Source organism: Caulobacter segnis (assembly GCF_003243465.1).
GTDB lineage: Bacteria > Pseudomonadota > Alphaproteobacteria > Caulobacterales > Caulobacteraceae > Caulobacter > Caulobacter segnis_A.
Genome location: NZ_QFQZ01000092.1, coordinates 1 through 16900 on the forward strand (window position 1 = coordinate 1; position 16900 = coordinate 16900).

The 16900-nt window shown below is 69.2% G+C and carries 20 protein-coding genes; 10 read left to right on the forward strand and 10 right to left on the reverse strand.

What is annotated here, in order from left to right; all coding sequences use genetic code 11:
* From DI526_RS20395 to DI526_RS20415, 5 genes are all read right to left on the reverse strand, one after another.
* On the reverse strand, positions 1-1876 hold a 1876-nt coding region (locus DI526_RS20395; protein ID WP_304281902.1), incomplete at its 3' end, for a ribonucleoside-diphosphate reductase subunit alpha.
* 376 nt (positions 1877-2252) lie between these two features.
* The gene (locus DI526_RS20400; protein ID WP_304281905.1) at positions 2253-3296 is read right to left on the reverse strand and encodes an aspartate-semialdehyde dehydrogenase; all 1044 of its coding nucleotides are present in this window, start codon (positions 3294-3296) and stop codon (positions 2253-2255) included.
* Between the two features lie 224 nt (positions 3297-3520).
* Entirely contained in the window at positions 3521-4231 is a 711-nt protein-coding gene (locus tag DI526_RS20405; protein ID WP_304281908.1) for a CPBP family intramembrane glutamic endopeptidase, read from the reverse strand.
* A 64-nt stretch (positions 4232-4295) separates the two neighbouring features.
* Positions 4296-5345 carry a helix-turn-helix domain-containing protein gene (locus DI526_RS20410; protein WP_304281911.1) on the reverse strand — a complete coding sequence of 350 codons (1050 nt, stop codon included), beginning with the start codon at positions 5343-5345 and terminating at the stop codon, positions 4296-4298.
* A gap of 109 nt (positions 5346-5454) precedes the next feature.
* Positions 5455-5817: a TfoX/Sxy family protein gene (locus tag DI526_RS20415; RefSeq protein ID WP_304281950.1), complete on the reverse strand. Its 363-nt coding sequence runs from the start codon at positions 5815-5817 to the stop codon at positions 5455-5457.
* On the opposite strand from DI526_RS20415, the gene DI526_RS20420 reads away from it, so the two are divergent.
* On the forward strand, positions 5807-6298 hold the full coding sequence (locus tag DI526_RS20420; protein ID WP_304281914.1) for a GNAT family N-acetyltransferase: 492 nt from the start codon (positions 5807-5809) through the stop codon (positions 6296-6298). The genes DI526_RS20415 and DI526_RS20420 overlap by 11 nt on opposite strands.
* 3 nt (positions 6299-6301) lie before the next feature.
* Here the strand turns inward: DI526_RS20420 and DI526_RS20425 are convergent, their stop codons facing one another.
* Complete coding sequence (locus DI526_RS20425; protein WP_304281917.1) at positions 6302-7570, reverse strand: MFS transporter; 1269 nt, start codon at positions 7568-7570, stop codon at positions 6302-6304.
* 97 nt (positions 7571-7667) lie between these two features.
* On the opposite strand from DI526_RS20425, the gene DI526_RS20430 reads away from it, so the two are divergent.
* From DI526_RS20430 to DI526_RS20455, 6 genes are all read left to right on the forward strand, one after another.
* Complete coding sequence (locus tag DI526_RS20430) at positions 7668-7712, forward strand: hypothetical protein (RefSeq protein ID WP_304281953.1); 45 nt, start codon at positions 7668-7670, stop codon at positions 7710-7712.
* Positions 7713-7776: 64 nt separating this feature from the next.
* Positions 7777-8322, forward strand: a complete 546-nt coding sequence (locus DI526_RS20435) for a GNAT family N-acetyltransferase (RefSeq protein ID WP_304281919.1) — start codon at positions 7777-7779, stop codon at positions 8320-8322.
* A gap of 39 nt (positions 8323-8361) precedes the next feature.
* The gene (locus DI526_RS20440; protein ID WP_304281922.1) at positions 8362-8949 is read left to right on the forward strand and encodes a DUF1285 domain-containing protein; all 588 of its coding nucleotides are present in this window, start codon (positions 8362-8364) and stop codon (positions 8947-8949) included.
* Positions 8946-9596, forward strand: coding sequence for a CoA pyrophosphatase (locus DI526_RS20445; RefSeq protein ID WP_304281925.1), 651 nt, complete (start codon positions 8946-8948; stop codon positions 9594-9596). Before DI526_RS20440 ends, DI526_RS20445 begins: the two co-directional genes overlap by 4 nt.
* A gap of 47 nt (positions 9597-9643) precedes the next feature.
* Complete coding sequence (locus tag DI526_RS20450; RefSeq protein WP_304281956.1) at positions 9644-10861, forward strand: CCA tRNA nucleotidyltransferase; 1218 nt, start codon at positions 9644-9646, stop codon at positions 10859-10861.
* Positions 10862-10881: 20 nt separating this feature from the next.
* Positions 10882-11583, forward strand: a complete 702-nt coding sequence (locus tag DI526_RS20455) for a type 1 glutamine amidotransferase (protein WP_304281928.1) — start codon at positions 10882-10884, stop codon at positions 11581-11583.
* On the opposite strand, the gene hemF is transcribed toward DI526_RS20455, so the two are convergent.
* Positions 11584-12471 (reverse strand): oxygen-dependent coproporphyrinogen oxidase, encoded by an 888-nt coding sequence (gene hemF / locus DI526_RS20460; protein ID WP_304281933.1) that lies wholly within the window; start codon positions 12469-12471, stop codon positions 11584-11586.
* Positions 12472-12597: 126 nt separating this feature from the next.
* Between hemF and DI526_RS20465 the strand changes: the two genes are divergently transcribed.
* Complete coding sequence (locus tag DI526_RS20465; RefSeq protein WP_304281935.1) at positions 12598-13878, forward strand: acetyl-CoA C-acyltransferase; 1281 nt, start codon at positions 12598-12600, stop codon at positions 13876-13878.
* A 15-nt stretch (positions 13879-13893) separates the two neighbouring features.
* Here the strand turns inward: DI526_RS20465 and DI526_RS20470 are convergent, their stop codons facing one another.
* The 3 genes from DI526_RS20470 to phaR form a co-directional block, all read right to left on the reverse strand.
* Positions 13894-13959 carry a hypothetical protein gene (locus DI526_RS20470; RefSeq protein WP_184724251.1) on the reverse strand — a complete coding sequence of 22 codons (66 nt, stop codon included), beginning with the start codon at positions 13957-13959 and terminating at the stop codon, positions 13894-13896.
* 90 nt (positions 13960-14049) lie between these two features.
* Positions 14050-14376: a hypothetical protein gene (locus DI526_RS20475; protein ID WP_304281938.1), complete on the reverse strand. Its 327-nt coding sequence runs from the start codon at positions 14374-14376 to the stop codon at positions 14050-14052.
* A 51-nt stretch (positions 14377-14427) separates the two neighbouring features.
* Positions 14428-15081, reverse strand: a complete 654-nt coding sequence (phaR, locus tag DI526_RS20480; RefSeq protein WP_304281941.1) for a polyhydroxyalkanoate synthesis repressor PhaR — start codon at positions 15079-15081, stop codon at positions 14428-14430.
* A gap of 218 nt (positions 15082-15299) precedes the next feature.
* Here phaR and DI526_RS20485 point away from each other — a divergent pair, with 218 nt between their 5' ends.
* Together DI526_RS20485 and DI526_RS20490 are read left to right on the forward strand one after the other, a co-directional pair.
* On the forward strand, positions 15300-16475 hold the full coding sequence (locus DI526_RS20485) for an acetyl-CoA C-acetyltransferase (protein WP_304281944.1): 1176 nt from the start codon (positions 15300-15302) through the stop codon (positions 16473-16475).
* An 84-nt stretch (positions 16476-16559) separates the two neighbouring features.
* Positions 16560-16900: SDR family NAD(P)-dependent oxidoreductase (locus tag DI526_RS20490; RefSeq protein ID WP_304281947.1), on the forward strand; the 341-nt coding region annotated here is incomplete at its 3' end.

The following is a 16900-nucleotide window of genomic DNA, read 5'->3' on the forward strand; positions in this document are numbered from 1 at the left end:
AGGCCAGGCACTCGTCGTAGTCGGTCTTCTCGGGGACGTCGAAGCCCTCGGCGATCTTCTCGGCCTTGCCCTCGGCGCCGGCGTAGGCCGCGCGTTGCACCGACTTGGAGCGCAGGTAGTACAGCGACTTCACGCCCCGCTCCCAGGCGCTCCAGTGCAGCATGTGCAGGTCCCACTTGTCGACGTCGCCGGGCAGGAAGACGTTGACCGACTGGCTCTGGCAGATTTCCGGCGTGCGGTCGGCGGCCAGTTCGATCACCCAGCGCTGGTCCAGCTCGAAGGCGGTCTTGTAGACGTCCTTCTCGTCCTGGTTCAGGAAGTCCAGGTGCTGGACCGAGCCCTCGTGCTCCAGGATCGAGCCCCAAACCGTGTCGGTGTTCTGGCCCTTCTCCTCGAGCAGCTTCTCCAGATAGGGGTTCTTCACCGCGAACGAGCCCGACAGGGTCTTGTGGGTGTAGATGTTGGCCGGGATCGGCTCGATGCCCGCCGAGGTGCCGCCGCAGATGATCGAGATCGAGGCGGTCGGGGCGATGGCCAGCTTGTGCGAGAAGCGCTCCTTCGCGCCGCGGTCGGCGGCGTCGGGGCAGGGGCCCTTCTCCTCGCCCAGCGCCAGGCTGGCCTTGTCGGCCTCGCGGCGCAGGTGCTTGAACATCCGCATGTTCCAGCTCTTGGCCAGGGCGCTCTCGAACGGGACGTTCTGGCTCTGCAGGAACGAGTGGAAGCCCATCAGGCCCAGGCCCACCGACCGCTCGCGCATCGCCGCATACGCGGCCGTCGAGGCCGCGTCGGGCGCGCGGTCGATGAAGTCCTGCAGGACGTTGTCGAGGAAGCGCATCACGTCCTCGATGAAGGTCGGGTGGTCGCGCCACTCCAGGAACGTCTCGGCGTTGACCGACGACAGGCAGCAGACGGCGGTGCGCTCCTGGCCCAGGTGGTCGGTGCCGGTGTGCAGCATGATCTCGCTGCACAGGTTCGACTGGCGCACCTTCAGGCCCAGCTCGCGCTGGAACGCCGGCATGGCGCGGTTCACGCTGTCGGAGAAGATCAGGTAGGGCTCGCCGGTCTGCAGGCGCAGCTCAAGAACCTTCTGCCACAGGGCGCGGGCGTCGACCTCGCGCAGGACCTCGCCCGTCTTGGGCGAGCGCAGGCCGAACTTCTTGCCGTCACGCACCGCGAACATGAATTCGTCGGTGATGTTGATGCCGTGGTGCAGGTTCAGGGACTTGCGGTTGAAGTCGCCCGACGGCTTGCGGATCTCGAGGAACTCCTCGATTTCCGGGTGGTGGATGTCGAGATAGACGGCGGCCGAACCGCGACGCAAGCTGCCTTGCGAGATGGCGAGGGTCAGCGAGTCCATCACGCGGATGAACGGGATGATGCCCGAGGTCTGGCCCTGGCCCTTGACCTTCTCGCCGATCGAGCGGACGCCGCCCCAATAGGTGCCGATGCCGCCGCCGTTGGCCGCCAGCCAGACGTTCTCGTTCCAGACGCCCAGGATGCCGTCGAGGCTGTCGTTGACGGCGTTCAGGAAGCAGCTGATCGGCAGGCCGCGATCGGCGCCGCCGTTGCTGAGCACGGGGGTGGCCGGCATGAACCACAGGCGGCTCATATAGTCGTAGACGCGCTGGGCGTGGTCGGCGTCGTCGGCGAAGGCCGTCGCGACGCGCGCGAACATGTCCTGGTAGCTCTCGCCGGGCAGCAGGTAGCGGTCTTCCAGCGTGGTCTTGCCGAAGTCGGTCAGCAGGGCGTCGCGCGAGCGATCGACCTCGACCTTGCGCACCAGGGCCAGCTGCGGGCGCTTGGCGGGCTTGATCGCCGCCACTTGAGCCTCTTTTCGGACGGTCGTCTTCGCCGCTTCACTGCCGTTCATGACCAAATTCCATTGCTCAATCAGCGTGTTCCGGAGAAGGGTCTTGCCCCGCCCAGCCGCTATATCTTGTGGCTGAGGAGCCCCCTCAGCCCAGATATGGGGCCACAGTGGTGAATGACTCGTCAACGGTGTTGGGGCGAGTTTTTCGTTAACAAGCTGTGAACGGCTGGAACTTGTGAGGCAGGATCAAGGGGTTGCGCGGTCGAACTTTTTTCACCCGCGACGGAGCGTCGCAAGGCGGCCCTTAAGCTCCGTCCCCGGACTCCGGCGTTCGCCCACAACGGCTCCACAAGATGTGGTGTCGGGATAATCTTAACCCGTGTCACCCCGACCGAACGCGCGCTTGGCGGTGGTCGGGATGACACGGAGGTTGCGAGGGGCGTTAGCCCAGCATGACCTCGGCGATCTGCACCGCGTTCAGGGCCGCGCCCTTGCGCAGGTTGTCGCCGACCACGAAGAGGGCCAGGCCGTTCTCGACCGTCGGGTCGGGACGCACCCGGCCGACGAAGACCGGGTCCTGGCCGGTGGCGGCCAGCGGGTTCGGCACGGCGTCCACGACGACGCCCGGCGCCTGGCCCAGCAGGTCGAGGGCCTCGGCGACCGAGACCGGCCGCTCGAACTCGGCGTTGATCGACAGCGAGTGACCGGTGAACACCGGCACGCGCACGCAGGTGCCCGAGACCGGCAGGCCGGGGATCTCGAGGATCTTGCGGCTCTCGTCGCGCAGCTTCAGCTCTTCCTCGGTGTAGCCGTCCTCGCCCAGCACGTAGTTCAGCGGCACGACGTTGTAGGCCAGCGGCACGGCCCACTTGCGGGGCTCGGGCAGGGGCGCGGCGTCGGGCGAGCGGGCCAGGCCGTCCAGGTCCCCGGCCGCGCCGGCCCGCAGCTGCTCGGCCAGGACCTCGATGCCCTCCATGCCGCCGCCCGAGGCCGCCTGGTAGGTGCTGACGGTCAGGCGCTTCAGGCCCGCCTTGTCATGCAGGGGCTTGAGCACCGGCATGGCGGCCATGGTGGTGCAGTTGGGGTTGGCGACGATGCCCTTGGGGATGTCGTTCAGCGCGTGCGGGTTCACCTCGGCCACCACCAGCGGCACGTCCGGATCCGAGCGCCAGGCCGAGCTGTTGTCGATCACCACGGCGCCGGCCGCCGCGGCCTTCGGCGCCAGTTCGCGCGAGGTCGAGCCGCCGGCCGAGAAGAACACGATGTCCAGGCCGGCGAAGTCGGCGGTCGAAGCGTCCTCGACCACGATCTCCTGGCCCTTGAAGTCGACCTTGGTCCCGGCCGAGCGCGCCGAGGCGAACAGGCGCAAGGAGGCCAGCGGGAAGTCCCGCTCGGCCAGCAGCTCGCGCATCATGCCGCCGACGAGGCCCGTGGCGCCGACGACGCCGACGTGGGGCGGATTAGAACGGGAAAACTTGAAGCTCACGGTCTTGCGTCTCCTAAAAAGGTGCGGAGCGCGGGGAGCTTTGAGGTCTCTGGAGTTGAGAGCCGCCCCGCGCATCGGCGGGGCTGACTTCGGATGCTCGCTAGTTCGCGCACGCACCCGCAGACGCCCCGCCGCGGCGGGTCGTTTTCGGGGTGGTAATTTTGGTCGCGCGGACTTGCATCGGCGGCGCTTCTAGCGGGGAAGCGCCGCCGCGTAAAGCGGGTTTAGAGGAACAATGATGCCGCATTGCCGAAGTTGTGCATCAGCACGGGCAATAAAATGCTCCCGGTGCGCAGGCGGATCCACACGGCGATCAGCGACGGACCGGCGGTGAGGGCGAAATACAGCGGCTCGAACGAGACCTCGCCCTTCGCGATGCCGAACGCGTGGGCCAGGCCGAACAGCACGCAGGACAGCACCGCGCCCCAGCTCCAATCGACGCCCAACAGCCGCGCGCGCCCGGTGAAGGCGCGGTCCAGGACCAGCAGCAAAAGGCCGCGATAGAAGGCCTCTTCCTCCAGCCCCGGCATGGTCAGCTGGAAGGCCATCGTCTCGGGCGTGGCTGGGTCGCTCTTGAAGGCCAGGGCCAGGCCGACGAACAGCAGGGCGTAGAGGCCGGCCACGATCAGCGGCGCTTTCAGGTCGGCCTGGCGCAGGGTCAGGCCGCTGGCGCGCCAGCCGAAGGCGGGCAGGGCGGCGATGGCCAGGGTGGCGGCGAGGGCCAGGATCTTGCCCTGCCAGTTCCAGTCGCCGCCGATCAGGTCGGGGAGCAGGCGATAGGCCCGCGTCAGCAAAGCATCGTTCAGCAGCACCAGGCCCGCCGCCATCAATAGCCAGCGGAGCGAGACCCCCTTGCCCTTGCCCAGCAGGGCGATCGCCCCGCCCGCCGCCAGGAGCAGCGCGACGATCGCGCCGATGGTGAAGACGCCGTCCATGAACACACCTCGAAACCGGAAGAACGAGGCTTGGCCATAGGGCGAAGGCGCCGGCGCGCGCTTCTCAGAAGGCGGCGGGGCGTTCCTCAGGAGTCGGCAGGCTGCGAAACGCGCTGGGCGGCCGGCCCTCCACCGCCTGGAAGGCGCGGTTGAACGAGGCCAGGGAGGCAAAGCCGCTGTCCAGTGCGATGGCGATCAGCTTGTCGCCGGCCCGCGCCGGATCGGCCAGCAGCCGCCGCGCCTCGGCCACGCGACAGGCGTTCAGGAAGGCGCGGAAGTGGTCGTGGCCCAGGCGGTGATTGATCAGCTGGCGCACGGTTCGCTCGGGCGCGCCCATCCGCCGGACGAAGTCGGCGAAGGTCAGGTCGGGCTCGAGATGGACCTTCTCGACCTCGACCAGCACCCGCAGGCGCTCGGTCAGGCGGACTTCCTCGCCCCGTACGGGCAGGGGCGCGGGCGCGGCGATGACAGCGGGGGCGGGGACGGGCAGCAGGCGCAGGGCCAGCCAGGCGGCGAAGGCCAGCAGGGCCGTGTTCTGGACGATGGTGAAGCCTTGCGGCCCCCAGTCGAGGCCCATGGCCAGGTCCACGAGGAAGTCGGCGCCCAGCTGACCGGCCAGCAGCACGACGACTAGGATCCGCGCCCGCCGCCGCTCGTCCACGAGGTCGCCGGCCCGGTCGCGCACCAGGCGCCAGAAGAGGTAGCCGATCATGCAGAGGCCCAGGCCGATCAGCGCCCAGGACAGGCCCTTGCCCTCCAGCGCCGGCCCCAGCAGCCCGCGATCGGCGCTGGCGATGATCAGCCAAGCCAGGCCTACCGCCAGCACCCCGCCGCGCGGCCGGAACGTCGGATCAAAGCTCGCCAGGCAGAACCACCACAGGAAGACGGCCGCGTAGCCGGCGGCCAGCACGGCGGCGTGGCCCAGCGGGCCGCCCAGGCGCAAGGCGGGCTCGGGCGTGTTGCCGGCCAGGAATCCGGCCAGGCAAAGGGCCATCGGCGCGAAATAGGCCGCGAGGCGCCGCGTGCGCGGATCCCGCGCCAGCAGCGCCGCCAGCGCCAGCAGCAGCGTCGCCCCTGCGACCCGCGTGATCACGTCCAGCTGGCTGAGCTCCATGGGCTCCGAGGCTTGAAAACCGTCTCCCGTCGGGAGAGGGCGGGGTTGGGTGATGGGTTTTAGGGCGCTTCAGCCCCGCGCCGCCAGGGGCTGCGACCGAGTCTCCGCTTCAGCGTGGGCTCCGCCGCCGGGGCTTGGCGTCCTGCTTGCGGGCCGCGGCCGCCAGCGACTTACGGGCCCAGTCCAGCAGGATGTCCTGGTCGTCCAGGGCGTCGGTGGGCGCGGTCCAGTAGCTCATCGGCTTGTCGGCGCCGAACGGGGCGAAGGCGTGACAGCCGGCGGCTTCGAATTCGGGCCTCAGCGACTCGTCGGTCTTCAGGTAGAGGACGTCGTCGTCGATCAGGGCGAAAAACACCCCGTTGGCGTAGATCCCCACCCCGCCGAACATCCGGCGGGCGGTGACCTGGCCCAGCGGCGCCAATTGCTCCAGAACGAAGTCCCGATAGTCCGCAGAGACCGCCATGTCCGTCACCGCCAGCGTTTCCATCAGGCCCGCCACGCCCGCCGACGCGGCCCTGATCCATCAATTCATCCTTGATCTCGCCGAGTATGAAAAGCTGCTCGAGACGGTCGAGGCGACGCAAGCCGACACCGAGGCGGCGCTGTTCGGCGCCCAGCCGCGCGCCTTCGCCGACATCGCCGAGCTGGACGGCGAGCCGGTCGGCTTCGCCCTGTGGTTCTACAACTACTCGACCTTCGTCGGCCGCCACGGGATCTATCTGGAGGACCTGTTCGTGCGGCCCGCGGCGCGCGGGGCCGGGGCCGGCAAGGCGCTGCTGGCCAACCTTGCCAAGCGCTGCGTCGAGGAAGGCCTCGGCCGCCTGGAGTGGTCGGTCCTCGACTGGAACGCGCCGTCGATCGCCTTCTATGACAGCCTCGGCGCGGCCTCGATGGACGAGTGGATCATCCGCCGGATGACCGGCGAGGCGCTGAGGAAGCTGGCCGAGGCCTGACGCCTACTCCAGCCGATCGGCCTTGCGCAGCTCGGGGAACAGGAAGGCCCAAATCCCCGTGACCGCCATGGCCCCGATCCCGCCGAACACCGCCGCGCCGACGGGACCCAGCAGCCAGGCCGCCGCGCCGCTCTCGACCTCGCCCAGTTCGTTGGAGGCGCTGATGAACACGCCCGAGACGGCGGCGACGCGGCCGCGCATGGCGTCGGGCGTCACGATCTGCACCAGGGTCTGGCGGACATAAACGGACAGCATGTCCGCGCCGCCCAGCACGGCCAGCGCGCCCACCGACAGCCACTCCAGCCGGGAGAGGCCGAAGACCACGGTCGCCAGGCCGAAGACGGCCACGCCCGAGAACATGATCAGGCCGGCGTTGCGGCGGATCGGGTTGGCGGCGAGGTAGAGGCCGACCAGGGTGGCCCCGATCGCCGGCGAGGCGCGCAGCAGGCCAAAGCCGCCGGGACCGATGTGGAGCACGTCCTTGGCGAACACCGGCAGCAGGGCGGTCGCGCCGCCCAGGATCACCGCGAACAGGTCCAGCGAGATCGAGCCGAAGACGATCTTGTTGTTCCAGACGTAGGCGAGGCCCTCCTTGATCAGCTCCATGCGCGAGCCGGGCTGCTGTTCGGGCTTGGTGGGCTTGCGGATCAAGAGGGCCAGCAGGGCCGCGAAGAGATAGAGGCCGAACGAGACCCCGAAGGCCAGGGCCGGTGAATGGATCAGCAGCAGGCCGCCCAGCGCCGGGCCGACGATCGATCCCGACTGCCAGGACAGGGAGTTCCAGGCGATGGCGCGCGGCAGCAGGGGCCGCGGCACCAGCATCGGGCCCATGGCGCTGCTGGCCGGCGAGAGGAAGGCGCGGCTGGCGCCGAACATCACCGAGATGGCGAAGATCGGCCACAGCTGGTGCGAGCCCGTCAGGGCCAGGATCATCAGGACGGCGGCGCTGACGGCGTCGAGCGCCAGGGTCAGGGCCACGATCAGCTTGCGCGTCCGCCGGTCCGCCGTCTCGCCGGCCACCAGGGTCAGCAGGAACAGCGGCAGGAACTGCGCCAGGCCGATCATGCTGACCAGGAAGGCCGACTCGCCGACCGACTTGGTCATGCGGGCGATCGCATAGACCTGCCAGCCTAGCGCCACCGACTGGACTTGCACCCCCAGGGTCGAGCTGAACCGGGCCACCCAGAACAGGAGGAAGTCACGCTCCCGCAACAGGGCGCGGGTAGAGGTGTCGGGGGCGGGGCCAGTGTCGGCTGAAGCGGGGTCGGACATCGGCCCGCACCATAGGGCGAAGCTCCCGCGCCGCAACGTTATTGACCTGGAAAAGTCTTGGCCCTACAGCGCGCGCACCAAATGGAGGTCTCAGGGCATGCGACGCCTGCGACGAATGCTGCGCGAACGCGCCACGATCTGAACCTCTCCCCTCGCGCCTTCGCGTCGGGAGCCGCCCGACGTTCTTCCGCATTCCCCGAAGGCCGATGACCTCCGTTCCGCAAACCCTTCCTGTTCCGCCCGCCTATCCGCCCCTGGTCCTGGAGACCCCGGCGATGGAGGCGTCCGTCACCGCCCTGATCGACCGGGTGTTCGGCCCCGGCCGCTTCGCCAAGTCGTCCGAGCGCCTGCGCGAGGGCAACACCCTGCTGGCCGACTGCTCGTTCGTCGCCCTCCGCGACGGGCGGCCGGTCGGCTGCTGCCGCATGTGGCCGGTGACGATCGGCGGCGAGCCTGTCGCCTTCCTCGGTCCGCTGGCCGTCGATCCCGACGAGCGCAGCGCTGGCCTGGGCCAGGCCCTGGTCGAGAGCGCCTGCGAGGCCGCCCGCGCGGCGGGTTGGCGCGCCGTGCTGCTGGTCGGCGACGGCCCCTATTTCGGCCGGATCGGCTTCACCAACGCCCACACGGCCGGCGTGGTCATGCCAGGGCCGGTGGACCAGCGCCGCGTGCTGCTGTTGCCCCTGCGGCAAGGCGGCGACGAAGGGCTCTCGGGGCTGGTCGCCATCGCGCCGGGAGCCCGCGCGACGTCATGATCGCTTGAGCCGGACGGCGGGACAGCCTAACTGATCGGTATGACCGACGCACCCGCCGAACCTGGTCTGGCCAAAACGGGTCTGGAGAGCGTCGCCCAGGCCGCCAAGGACGCGGGGGCCTCCGGCGAACGCGGCCTGCCGCCGGTATGGCTGTGGAATCCGCCTCATTGCGGCGAGATCGACATCCGCATCGCCAAGGACGGGACCTGGTTCCACGAGGGCACGCCCATCGGCCGCGAGGCGCTGGTGCGGCTGTTCTCGACCGTGCTGCGCCTCGATCCGGACGGCTATCACCTGGTCACGCCCGTCGAGAAGATGAAGATCACGGTCGAGGACGCGCCGTTCATCGCCACGCGCGTCGACCAGGAGGGCGAGGCCTTGGTCTTCCAGACCAATGTCGGCGACACGGTCGTCGCGGGCCCCGACAACGTCATCCGCGTCGAGATCGACCCGGCCACCGGGGAGCCTCGGCCCTATGTCCATGTCCGCCGTGGCCTGGAAGCCCTGATCGCCCGCCCGGTCTTCTACGAACTGGTCGAGCTGGCGACGCCGAAGGACGGCGTCTGGGGCGTCAACTCCAACGGCGCCTTCTTCCCGGTCGCGCCGCCAGGGTCCGCGCCGGCATGACGCGAGACGAACGCCGCGCCTGGATCGCCAGCCGCCTCGACCCGATCGATCAGTATGATCCGAGCCTGGCCAATCCGCTGCGCTCGGACTTCGACCTCAATCCCGGCCTGAAGTTCGACAATCCCCACGCCCTGCGCCCCGCCGCCGTGCTGGTTGGGCTGATCGAGCACGACGAGGGGCTGACGGTCCTGCTGACCCGACGCTCCGACACCCTGCGCAGCCACACCGGCCAGATCGCCTTCCCCGGCGGCCGCTGCGATCCCGGCGAGACCCCCTGGGCCACCGCCCTGCGCGAGGCAAACGAAGAGGTGGGCCTGGATCCCGCTTGCGTGACCCTGGCGGGCCTGCTGCACGGCTACCAGACGGTGACGGGCTTCCACGTGACGCCGGTGGTCGGCTTCATCGACCCGCGCGCGACCTTCACGCCGAGCCCCGAAGAGGTGGCGGACGTGTTCGAGACGCCGTTCGAGTTCCTGATGGACCCGGCCAATCACCAACGGCAGCACCGCGAGGCGCCCGGCGGGGTCAAGCGCCACTTCTACGCCATGCCGTGGAACGACCGCTTCATCTGGGGCGCGACGGCGGGCATGCTGCGCTCGCTGTATGAACGGCTCTATGACGACGCCTCCGAGGCGTTGACGGGCTGAGGGGAGAACAAGGCTTGAGCGGCGTATCGATCGGCGTGCCCCCCTGGATGGCGCTGCCCCAGACGCGGGCGGTGATCGCGGCGCTGGAGGCCGAAGGCGGCGCCGGCTGCGCCCGCTTCGTCGGTGGGTGCGTCCGCAACGCCCTGATGGCCAAGCCGGTCGATGACGTCGACATCGCCACCACTCTCACGCCGGACCAAACGATCGCGGCGGCCGAGCAGGCGGGCCTGCGCGCGGTTCCAACGGGTGTCGAGCATGGGACCGTCACCGTCCTGTCGGGCGGCCGTCCCTACGAGGTCACGACCCTGCGCCGCGACGTCGCCACCGACGGCCGCCGGGCGGTGGTGGCCTTCACGACCGACTGGGCCGAGGACGCCCAGCGGCGCGACTTCCGCTTCAACGCCCTCTACGCGGACGCCGAGGGCACGGTCTACGATCCGGTCGGGCACGGCGTCGAGGACGCCCGCGAGGGGCGCGTGGTCTTCGTCGGCGATCCGATGACCCGCATCCGCGAGGACTATCTGCGGATCCTGCGCTTCTTCCGCTTCCAGGCCTGGTACGGCCGGGGCGAGCCGGACGCGGACGCCTTGGCCGCCTGCGCGGCGCTGAAGGACATGCTGCTGGGCGGCACGGCCGAGCGGATCCAGAAGGAGCTGCTGAAGACGCTGGCGGCCGACGATCCGCGGCCCGCCGTCCGCCTGATGGCCGCCACCGGCGTGCTGGGCGCGATCCTGCCGACCGTGCGGTCGCTGGCCCGCTTCGACGCGCTCGTGGCCATCGAGAGCGAGCAGCTGTTCGAGACCGACGCCGTCCTGCGCCTGGCCGCCATGACGCCCGACGACGGGGACGCCAAGGCTCTGGCCGAACGCCTGCGCCTGTCGAACGCCGAGCGCGACCGCATTGTCGCCGCCAAGGCCGAAGGGCCCAAGATCGTCTCGTGGATGAGCCCGCGCGAGGCGCGCCGGGCTATCTACGCCCTGGGCCAGAGCGCCTTCCGCGACCAGGTCAAGCTGGCCTGGGCCAGCGCCGAGCGCGCCTCTACCACGCCCCAGTGGCGCGCGCTGCTGGCGCTGGCCGAAACCTGGACTCCGCCCGCCTTGCCCTTGACCGGCGAGGAGATCCTGAAGGCCGGCGTGCCCAAGGGGCCGATGGTCGGCAAGGTGATGCGCGAGGTCGAGCTCTGGTGGATCGACCACGACTTCATCGACGACAAGTTCAGCGTCATCGAACGCCTGAAGGCCGTCGCCCAGGGCATGGTGTACTGAACCAGATGACGGAGGCGCGCTTGAAGATCGGCCTGCTGGAAACCGGCGAACCGCCGGGCGACCTGCTGAAGACCTACGGCGGCTACGGCGCGATGTTCGAGGCGCTGCTGGGGCCAGGCCATGTCTACCGCACCTACGACGTCCAGCGCGGCGAGCTGCCGGCGGACCCGGCCGAGAACGACGCCTATGTGATCACCGGCTCGGCGGCGGGCGTTTACGACCCTCTGCCGTGGATCGAGCCGTTGAAGGCCTTCCTGCGCCAGGCCAAGGGCGAGACGCCGCTGGTCGGCGTGTGCTTCGGCCACCAGATCATGGCCGAGGCGTTTGGCGGCAAGGTCGTCAAGTCCGACAAGGGCTGGGGCGTCGGGCTGCATGCCTATGAGGTCACCGATCCCGCGCCGTGGATGGACGGCGCTCCGGTCGTGGCCGTGCCCGCCTCGCACCAGGATCAGGTCGTCGCGCTTCCGGAGGGCGCCCGCGTACTGGGCGGCAGCGCCTTCACACCCTACGGCATCCTGTCCTACGACGACGCCAAGGCGATCTCGATGCAGTTCCACCCGGAGTTCGATCCGGCCTACGCCAAGGCCCTGATCGAGGCCCGGCGCGGCACGCGGTTCACCGACGAGCAGGCCGACGCCGCGCTCGTCACGCTGGGGCAGGCGAACGATCGGGCGCGGATGGCCGAGTGGATCAACCGCTTCCTGGCCCAGGCGAAGGCCTGATCAGGGCCACTTCACCGCCGGCGGCATGGAGCTGAGGATCGACTCGACATTGCCGCCGGTCTTGAGGCCGAAGGTCGTGCCGCGGTCGTAGAGCAGGTTGAACTCGACATAGCGGCCGCGCTGGACCAACTGCTGCTCGCGCTCGTCGGCGGTCCAGGCCTCGCCCATCCGGCGACGCACCAGGGTCGGATAGATCTCCAGGAAGGCGCGGCCGACGTCCTGGGTGAAGGCGAAGTCGCGCGCCCAGTCGCCGCTGTCGTGGTGATCGTAGAAGATGCCGCCGATCCCGCGCGGCTCGTTGCGGTGCGGTAGGAAGAAGTACTCGTCGCACCAGGCCTTGTACTTGGCGTGCCAGGCCGGATCGTACTTGTCGCAGGCCCGCTGGTAGGCGGCGTGGAAGTCGATGGCGTCGGGGAAGTCCTGCTGGCGCTGGTAGCCGAGCAGGGGCGTCAGGTCGCCGCCGCCGCCGAACCAAGTCTTGGTCGTGGCGATGAAGCGGGTGTTCATGTGCACGGCCGGCACGCGCGGATTGGTCATGTGCGCGATCAGGCTGACGCCGGTGGCGAAGAATCGCGGGTCCTGGTCGGCGCCCGGCATGTTCTTGGCCATTTCGGGGGTGAAGGTCCCGTGCACCGTCGAGACGTGGACGCCGACCTTCTCGAACAGGCGCCCGTGCATCATGCCCATGACCCCGCCGCCGCCGGCCTCGCGCGTCCAGGCCTTCTTCTCGAAGCGGCCAGGCGCGCCGGGATAGAGGTCCGCCGGGGCCTCGTCCTCCAGGCGTTCGAACGCGGCGCAGATCTGGTCGCGCAGGCTTTCGAACCACGCCCGGGCGCGGGCCTTCTTCTCGTCGAGGCTCAGGCCGTCGAGGTCTTGTTCGGTGCTCATGCTCGCCGATTAAGCCGCTCGGGGCGCGCGTGCAAAGACCCAAGTCGCCGGCGCGGCGAAATTCGACAAGCGGCGGGGGGCGATCCCATATAGGGCGGAGACCGTCCTCGCTCCGGAGCTTTCGCCATGGCCGTCGCTTCCTCCCCCTCCTCAGGCGTTTGGCTCGCGGCCGGGGTGCGCACCCCGTTCGCCAAGGTCGATGGCGCGCTGGCCGGCCATGACGCGATCGGCCTGTCGGTCCCGGTGGTCAAGGCGATGCTGGCCAGGGCCAAGCCGGACTTCGCCATCTGGGGCACGGTCATCCCGAACCTGACCTGGAGCAACCTGGCGCGCGAGGTGCTGCTGGACGCCGGCGGCGACCCGACCATCCCGGCCTTCTCGACCGTGATGGCCTGCTCGACCAGCATGATCGGCGCGATCGAGGCGGCCGGCATGGTCGACGGACGCGGCCGGGATCTCGCCTTGGTCGGCGGGGTCGAGAGCATGAGCCGTGTGCAGCTGGGCCTGTCGGTCGCCCTCTCGGACTGGATCCGCAAGTTCCAGAACGCCAAGACCGGCCAGCAGCGGCTGGCGGCGCTCGGCGCGCTGAACCTCAAGGACGTGCGACTGTTCATTCCGAAGGTGGTCAACCGCGTTACTGGCCTGTCGATGGGCGAGCACACCGAGATCACCGCCAAGGAATGGAACCTCTCCCGCGCCGACCAGGACGCCATCGCCCTGGCGAGCCACCAAGGGGCGGTGAAGGGCTGGGAGAGCGGCTTTTTCGATGACCTGGTCATCCCCGTCGGCGAGGCCAAGCGCGACAGCATCCCGCGCAAGGACACCTCGCTGGAGAAGCTGGCCAAGCTGGGGCCCGCCTTCGACCGGACCAGCGGCCAGGGCACGCTGACGGCGGGCAACTCCTCGCCCCTGACCGATGGCGCGGCGGCGGTCTGGGTGGGGTCGGCGGCGGGCATGGCGCGCTTGCCGGGCGAGACGCCCAAGGTGCGGCTGGTCGACTACGAGGTGACCTCGATCGACCTGCGCCACGAAGGGCTCCTGATGGCCCCGGCCTATGGCGTGCCGCGGATGCTGGCGCGCAACGGCCTGACCTATGCCGACATCGGCCTGTGGGAGATTCACGAGGCCTTCGCCGCCCAGGTGCTGTCGCACATCGCCGCCTGGGAGAGCGCCAAGTTCCTGAGCGACAAGGCCGGCGTGGCCACGCCGATGGGCGCCTTCCCGCGCGAGCGGATGAACCCCAACGGCGGCAGCCTGGCGCTGGGCCATCCGTTCGGCGCCACCGGCGCGCGGATCCTCAGCCAGACGGTCAAGGAACTGGCCTCGCGGCCCAAGGGCGAACGCGCCATCGTCAGCATCTGCGCCGACGGCGGCCAGGGCACGATGATGTTGTTGGAGAGCGCCTAGATCTCTCTCTCGGCGTCAGGTCAGCGCCGTAAAGATCAGGGCCACGACGGTGACATCGAAGATGCGGATGGCGAGAGACAGCATGACAGGCTCGCGGCGTTGAGTGCGCGAGCGGTCAAGCAAGTTCCACGCCAGGGCGGCCGTTAGCGGCCGCTTCGGTGAAAACAGCCGCTAGATGTTGGTCTTCTTGAGCAGGCCGGCCTTGGGTCGTCGGTCCGCGGGACCGGAATATTCGGTGCCGAGGTAGGTCGATCTGGCCGCGTTGAGCACTTCCTGCCCACCGCGCAGTCCCTTCTTCTGGCCGACCTGGCCCATCAGGTGGGCGGCGAAGGCGGCGAAGCCCTCGCCGCGGGGCGGCGGCGAGGCGGGGCGGCCGTCCTCGTCCGGCGCCGACGGCCCGACATCGTCCTCATCCGGGTGACGGCCGGCGTCGCGCGACGCCGAATGGGCGCGTCGCGAGAAGCCAAGGCGTCGAATGGGATCAATCGGGCCAGTCATCGGACAAGGACGGTAGGAACAGGACGGTTAAGAAGGTCTCGCCAAGCGTGGTTAAGACTTGGTGGCCAGCTTGGCGATCTGCTCCTGCATCGCCGCCAGCTGGCGCTTGAGGTCGGCCAGGGAGTCGTCGGTCGGCGGCGCGGCCGGAGTCGGCGCGGGCGCGGGCTCGGGCGGCGGGGCCGGGGCGTCCTCGGGACGGGCGTAGGCGAACGGCGAGAACATCTTCATGGCGCGGTCGAACAGCGCCATGTTCTGGCGAATCTGTTCCTCGTAGACGCCCATGCCCGGCATCTTGCCCGGGGCCATGTTCGAGAGCTGGCCGCGCAGGCGCTCCTGCTGCTTGGTGAAGCTCTCCAGCGACATCTCGAGATAAGACGGCAGGAAGGCCTGCATCGAGTTGCCGTAGAAGCCGATCAGCTGGCGGAGGAACTGGATCGGCAGCAGGTTCTGGCCGCCGCCGCGGTTCTCTTCCTCGAAGATGATCTGGGTCAGGACCGAGCGGGTGATGTCGTCGTTGGTCTTGGCGTCATAGACCACGAAGTCGACGCCCTCCTTCACCATCTCCGAGAGGTGTTCCAGCGTGACGTACGAGGAAGACGCCGTGTTGTAGAGGCGACGGTTGGCGTATTTCTTGATGATCACGCGCTGGCCGGCCGCCTTTTCGGTCCCGGCGGCCGTTTCGCCTTTTTCAGGGTTCTCGGACATTTCGTTCCCTAGACAGCGGTTTCCGCCCGCCTTTCGCATCGCACTATCGCGAATGCAAAGGCATGGCGCCAGTGGTCTGATGACTTGGAGCCGTCATCAAGCCGTGAAAATGTGCAGGTGACGAAGACGTTTGGGATGTGCAAGGTGGTGTTGCACTGCAAAAACGGCGGCGCCGCAGATGCGAAAGCGCCGTCTCAGATCGTTACGGGAGCTATCGCATGAGCGACGTGGTCATCGTTTCCGCCGCCCGCACGCCGGTCGGTTCGTTCAACGGGGCGCTCTCGAGCCTGCCCGCCTCGGAATTGGGCAAGGTCGCCATCGAGGCCGCCGTGTCCCGCGCCGGCTTGCAGCCGGGCGACGTCGACGAGGTGATCCTCGGCCAGGTGCTGCAGGCCGGCGCGGGCCAGGGGCCGGCGCGCCAGGCCTCGGTCAGGGCGGGCATCCCGGTGGAGAGCCCGGCCTGGAGCCTGAACCAGCTGTGCGGCTCGGGCCTGCGCGCCGTGGCCCTGGCGGCCCAGCAGATCGCAGCCGGCGACGCCAAGGTCGTGGTCGCCGGCGGCCAGGAGAGCATGAGCCAGGCGCCGCACGCCCAGAACCTGCGCGGCGGCCAGAAGATGGGCGACTTGGCCTTCGTCGACACCATGATCAAGGACGGCCTGTGGGACGCCTTCCACGGCTACCACATGGGCCAGACGGCCGAGAACATCGCCTCGCGCTGGCAGATCACCCGCGCTGACCAGGACGCCTTCGCCGTCGCCAGCCAGAACAAGGCCGAGGCCGCCCAGAAGGCCGGCAAGTTCGACGACGAGATCGCGCCGGTCACCATCAAGGGCCGCAAGGGCGACACCGTCGTCGACAAGGACGAATACATCCGTCACGGCGTGACGCTGGAGAGCATCTCGGGCCTGAAGCCCGCCTTCACCAAGGACGGCTCGGTCACCGCCGCCAACGCCTCGGGCCTCAATGACGGCGCCGCCGCCCTGGTGCTGATGAGCGCCGACGAGGCCAAGGCGCGGGGTCTCAAGCCCCTGGCCCGAATCGCCTCGTGGGCCAACGCCGGCGTCGAGCCCGAGATCATGGGTACGGGGCCGATCCCGGCCAGCAAGAAGGCCCTGGAAAAGGCCGGCTGGACGGTGGCCGATCTCGACCTCGTCGAGAGCAACGAGGCCTTCGCCGCCCAGTCGCTGTGCGTGGTCCGCGAGCTGGGCCTCGACCCGGCCAAGGTCAATGTCAACGGCGGCGCCATCGCGATCGGTCACCCGATCGGCGCGTCGGGCGCGCGGGTGCTGACCACCCTGCTGCACGAGATGAAGCGGTCGGGCGCCCAGAAGGGCCTCGCCACGCTGTGCATCGGCGGCGGCATGGGCGTGGCCATGTGCGTCGAGGCGGTCTGACCTCTGACGTCACCGGGGAGACGCGTCTGGCTCCGGCCAGGCGCGTGGTGACGACGAACGAAAAACAATAACCGGGAGAGAGAAATGACGAGAGTTGCGTTTGTGACGGGGGGAACCCGCGGCATCGGCCGGGCGATCTGCGAGCGACTGATCGCCGACGGCCACAAGGTCGCCGCCGGCTATTCCGGCAACGAGGCGGCCGCCGAAGCCTGCGCCAAGGACCTGGGCGTCATGGTGGTCAAGGGCAATGTCGGCTCCTTCGAGGACTGCCAGGCGGCCGTCAAGAAGGTCGAGGCCGAGCTGGGGCCGATCGACATCCTGGTCAACAACGCCGGCATCACCCGTGACGGCATGCTGCACAAGATGACCTACGAGCAGTGGTCGGAGGTCATCCGGGTCAATATGGACTCGGCCTTCAACATGAC

Coding starts and splice junctions, on each gene's coding strand:
- DI526_RS20405 (WP_304281908.1), bottom strand. CDS start 4,231: ATGGACGGCGTCTTCACCATCGGCGCGATCGTCGCGCTGCTCCTGGCG.
- DI526_RS20410 (WP_304281911.1), bottom strand. CDS start 5,345: ATGGAGCTCAGCCAGCTGGACGTGATCACGCGGGTCGCAGGGGCGACG.
- DI526_RS20420 (WP_304281914.1), top strand. CDS start 5,807: ATGTCCGTCACCGCCAGCGTTTCCATCAGGCCCGCCACGCCCGCCGAC.
- DI526_RS20425 (WP_304281917.1), bottom strand. CDS start 7,570: ATGTCCGACCCCGCTTCAGCCGACACTGGCCCCGCCCCCGACACCTCT.
- DI526_RS20435 (WP_304281919.1), top strand. CDS start 7,777: ATGACCTCCGTTCCGCAAACCCTTCCTGTTCCGCCCGCCTATCCGCCC.
- DI526_RS20440 (WP_304281922.1), top strand. CDS start 8,362: ATGACCGACGCACCCGCCGAACCTGGTCTGGCCAAAACGGGTCTGGAG.
- DI526_RS20445 (WP_304281925.1), top strand. CDS start 8,946: ATGACGCGAGACGAACGCCGCGCCTGGATCGCCAGCCGCCTCGACCCG.
- DI526_RS20450 (WP_304281956.1), top strand. CDS start 9,644: ATGGCGCTGCCCCAGACGCGGGCGGTGATCGCGGCGCTGGAGGCCGAA.
- hemF (WP_304281933.1), bottom strand. CDS start 12,471: ATGAGCACCGAACAAGACCTCGACGGCCTGAGCCTCGACGAGAAGAAG.
- DI526_RS20465 (WP_304281935.1), top strand. CDS start 12,598: ATGGCCGTCGCTTCCTCCCCCTCCTCAGGCGTTTGGCTCGCGGCCGGG.
- DI526_RS20475 (WP_304281938.1), bottom strand. CDS start 14,376: ATGACTGGCCCGATTGATCCCATTCGACGCCTTGGCTTCTCGCGACGC.
- phaR (WP_304281941.1), bottom strand. CDS start 15,081: ATGTCCGAGAACCCTGAAAAAGGCGAAACGGCCGCCGGGACCGAAAAG.
- DI526_RS20485 (WP_304281944.1), top strand. CDS start 15,300: ATGAGCGACGTGGTCATCGTTTCCGCCGCCCGCACGCCGGTCGGTTCG.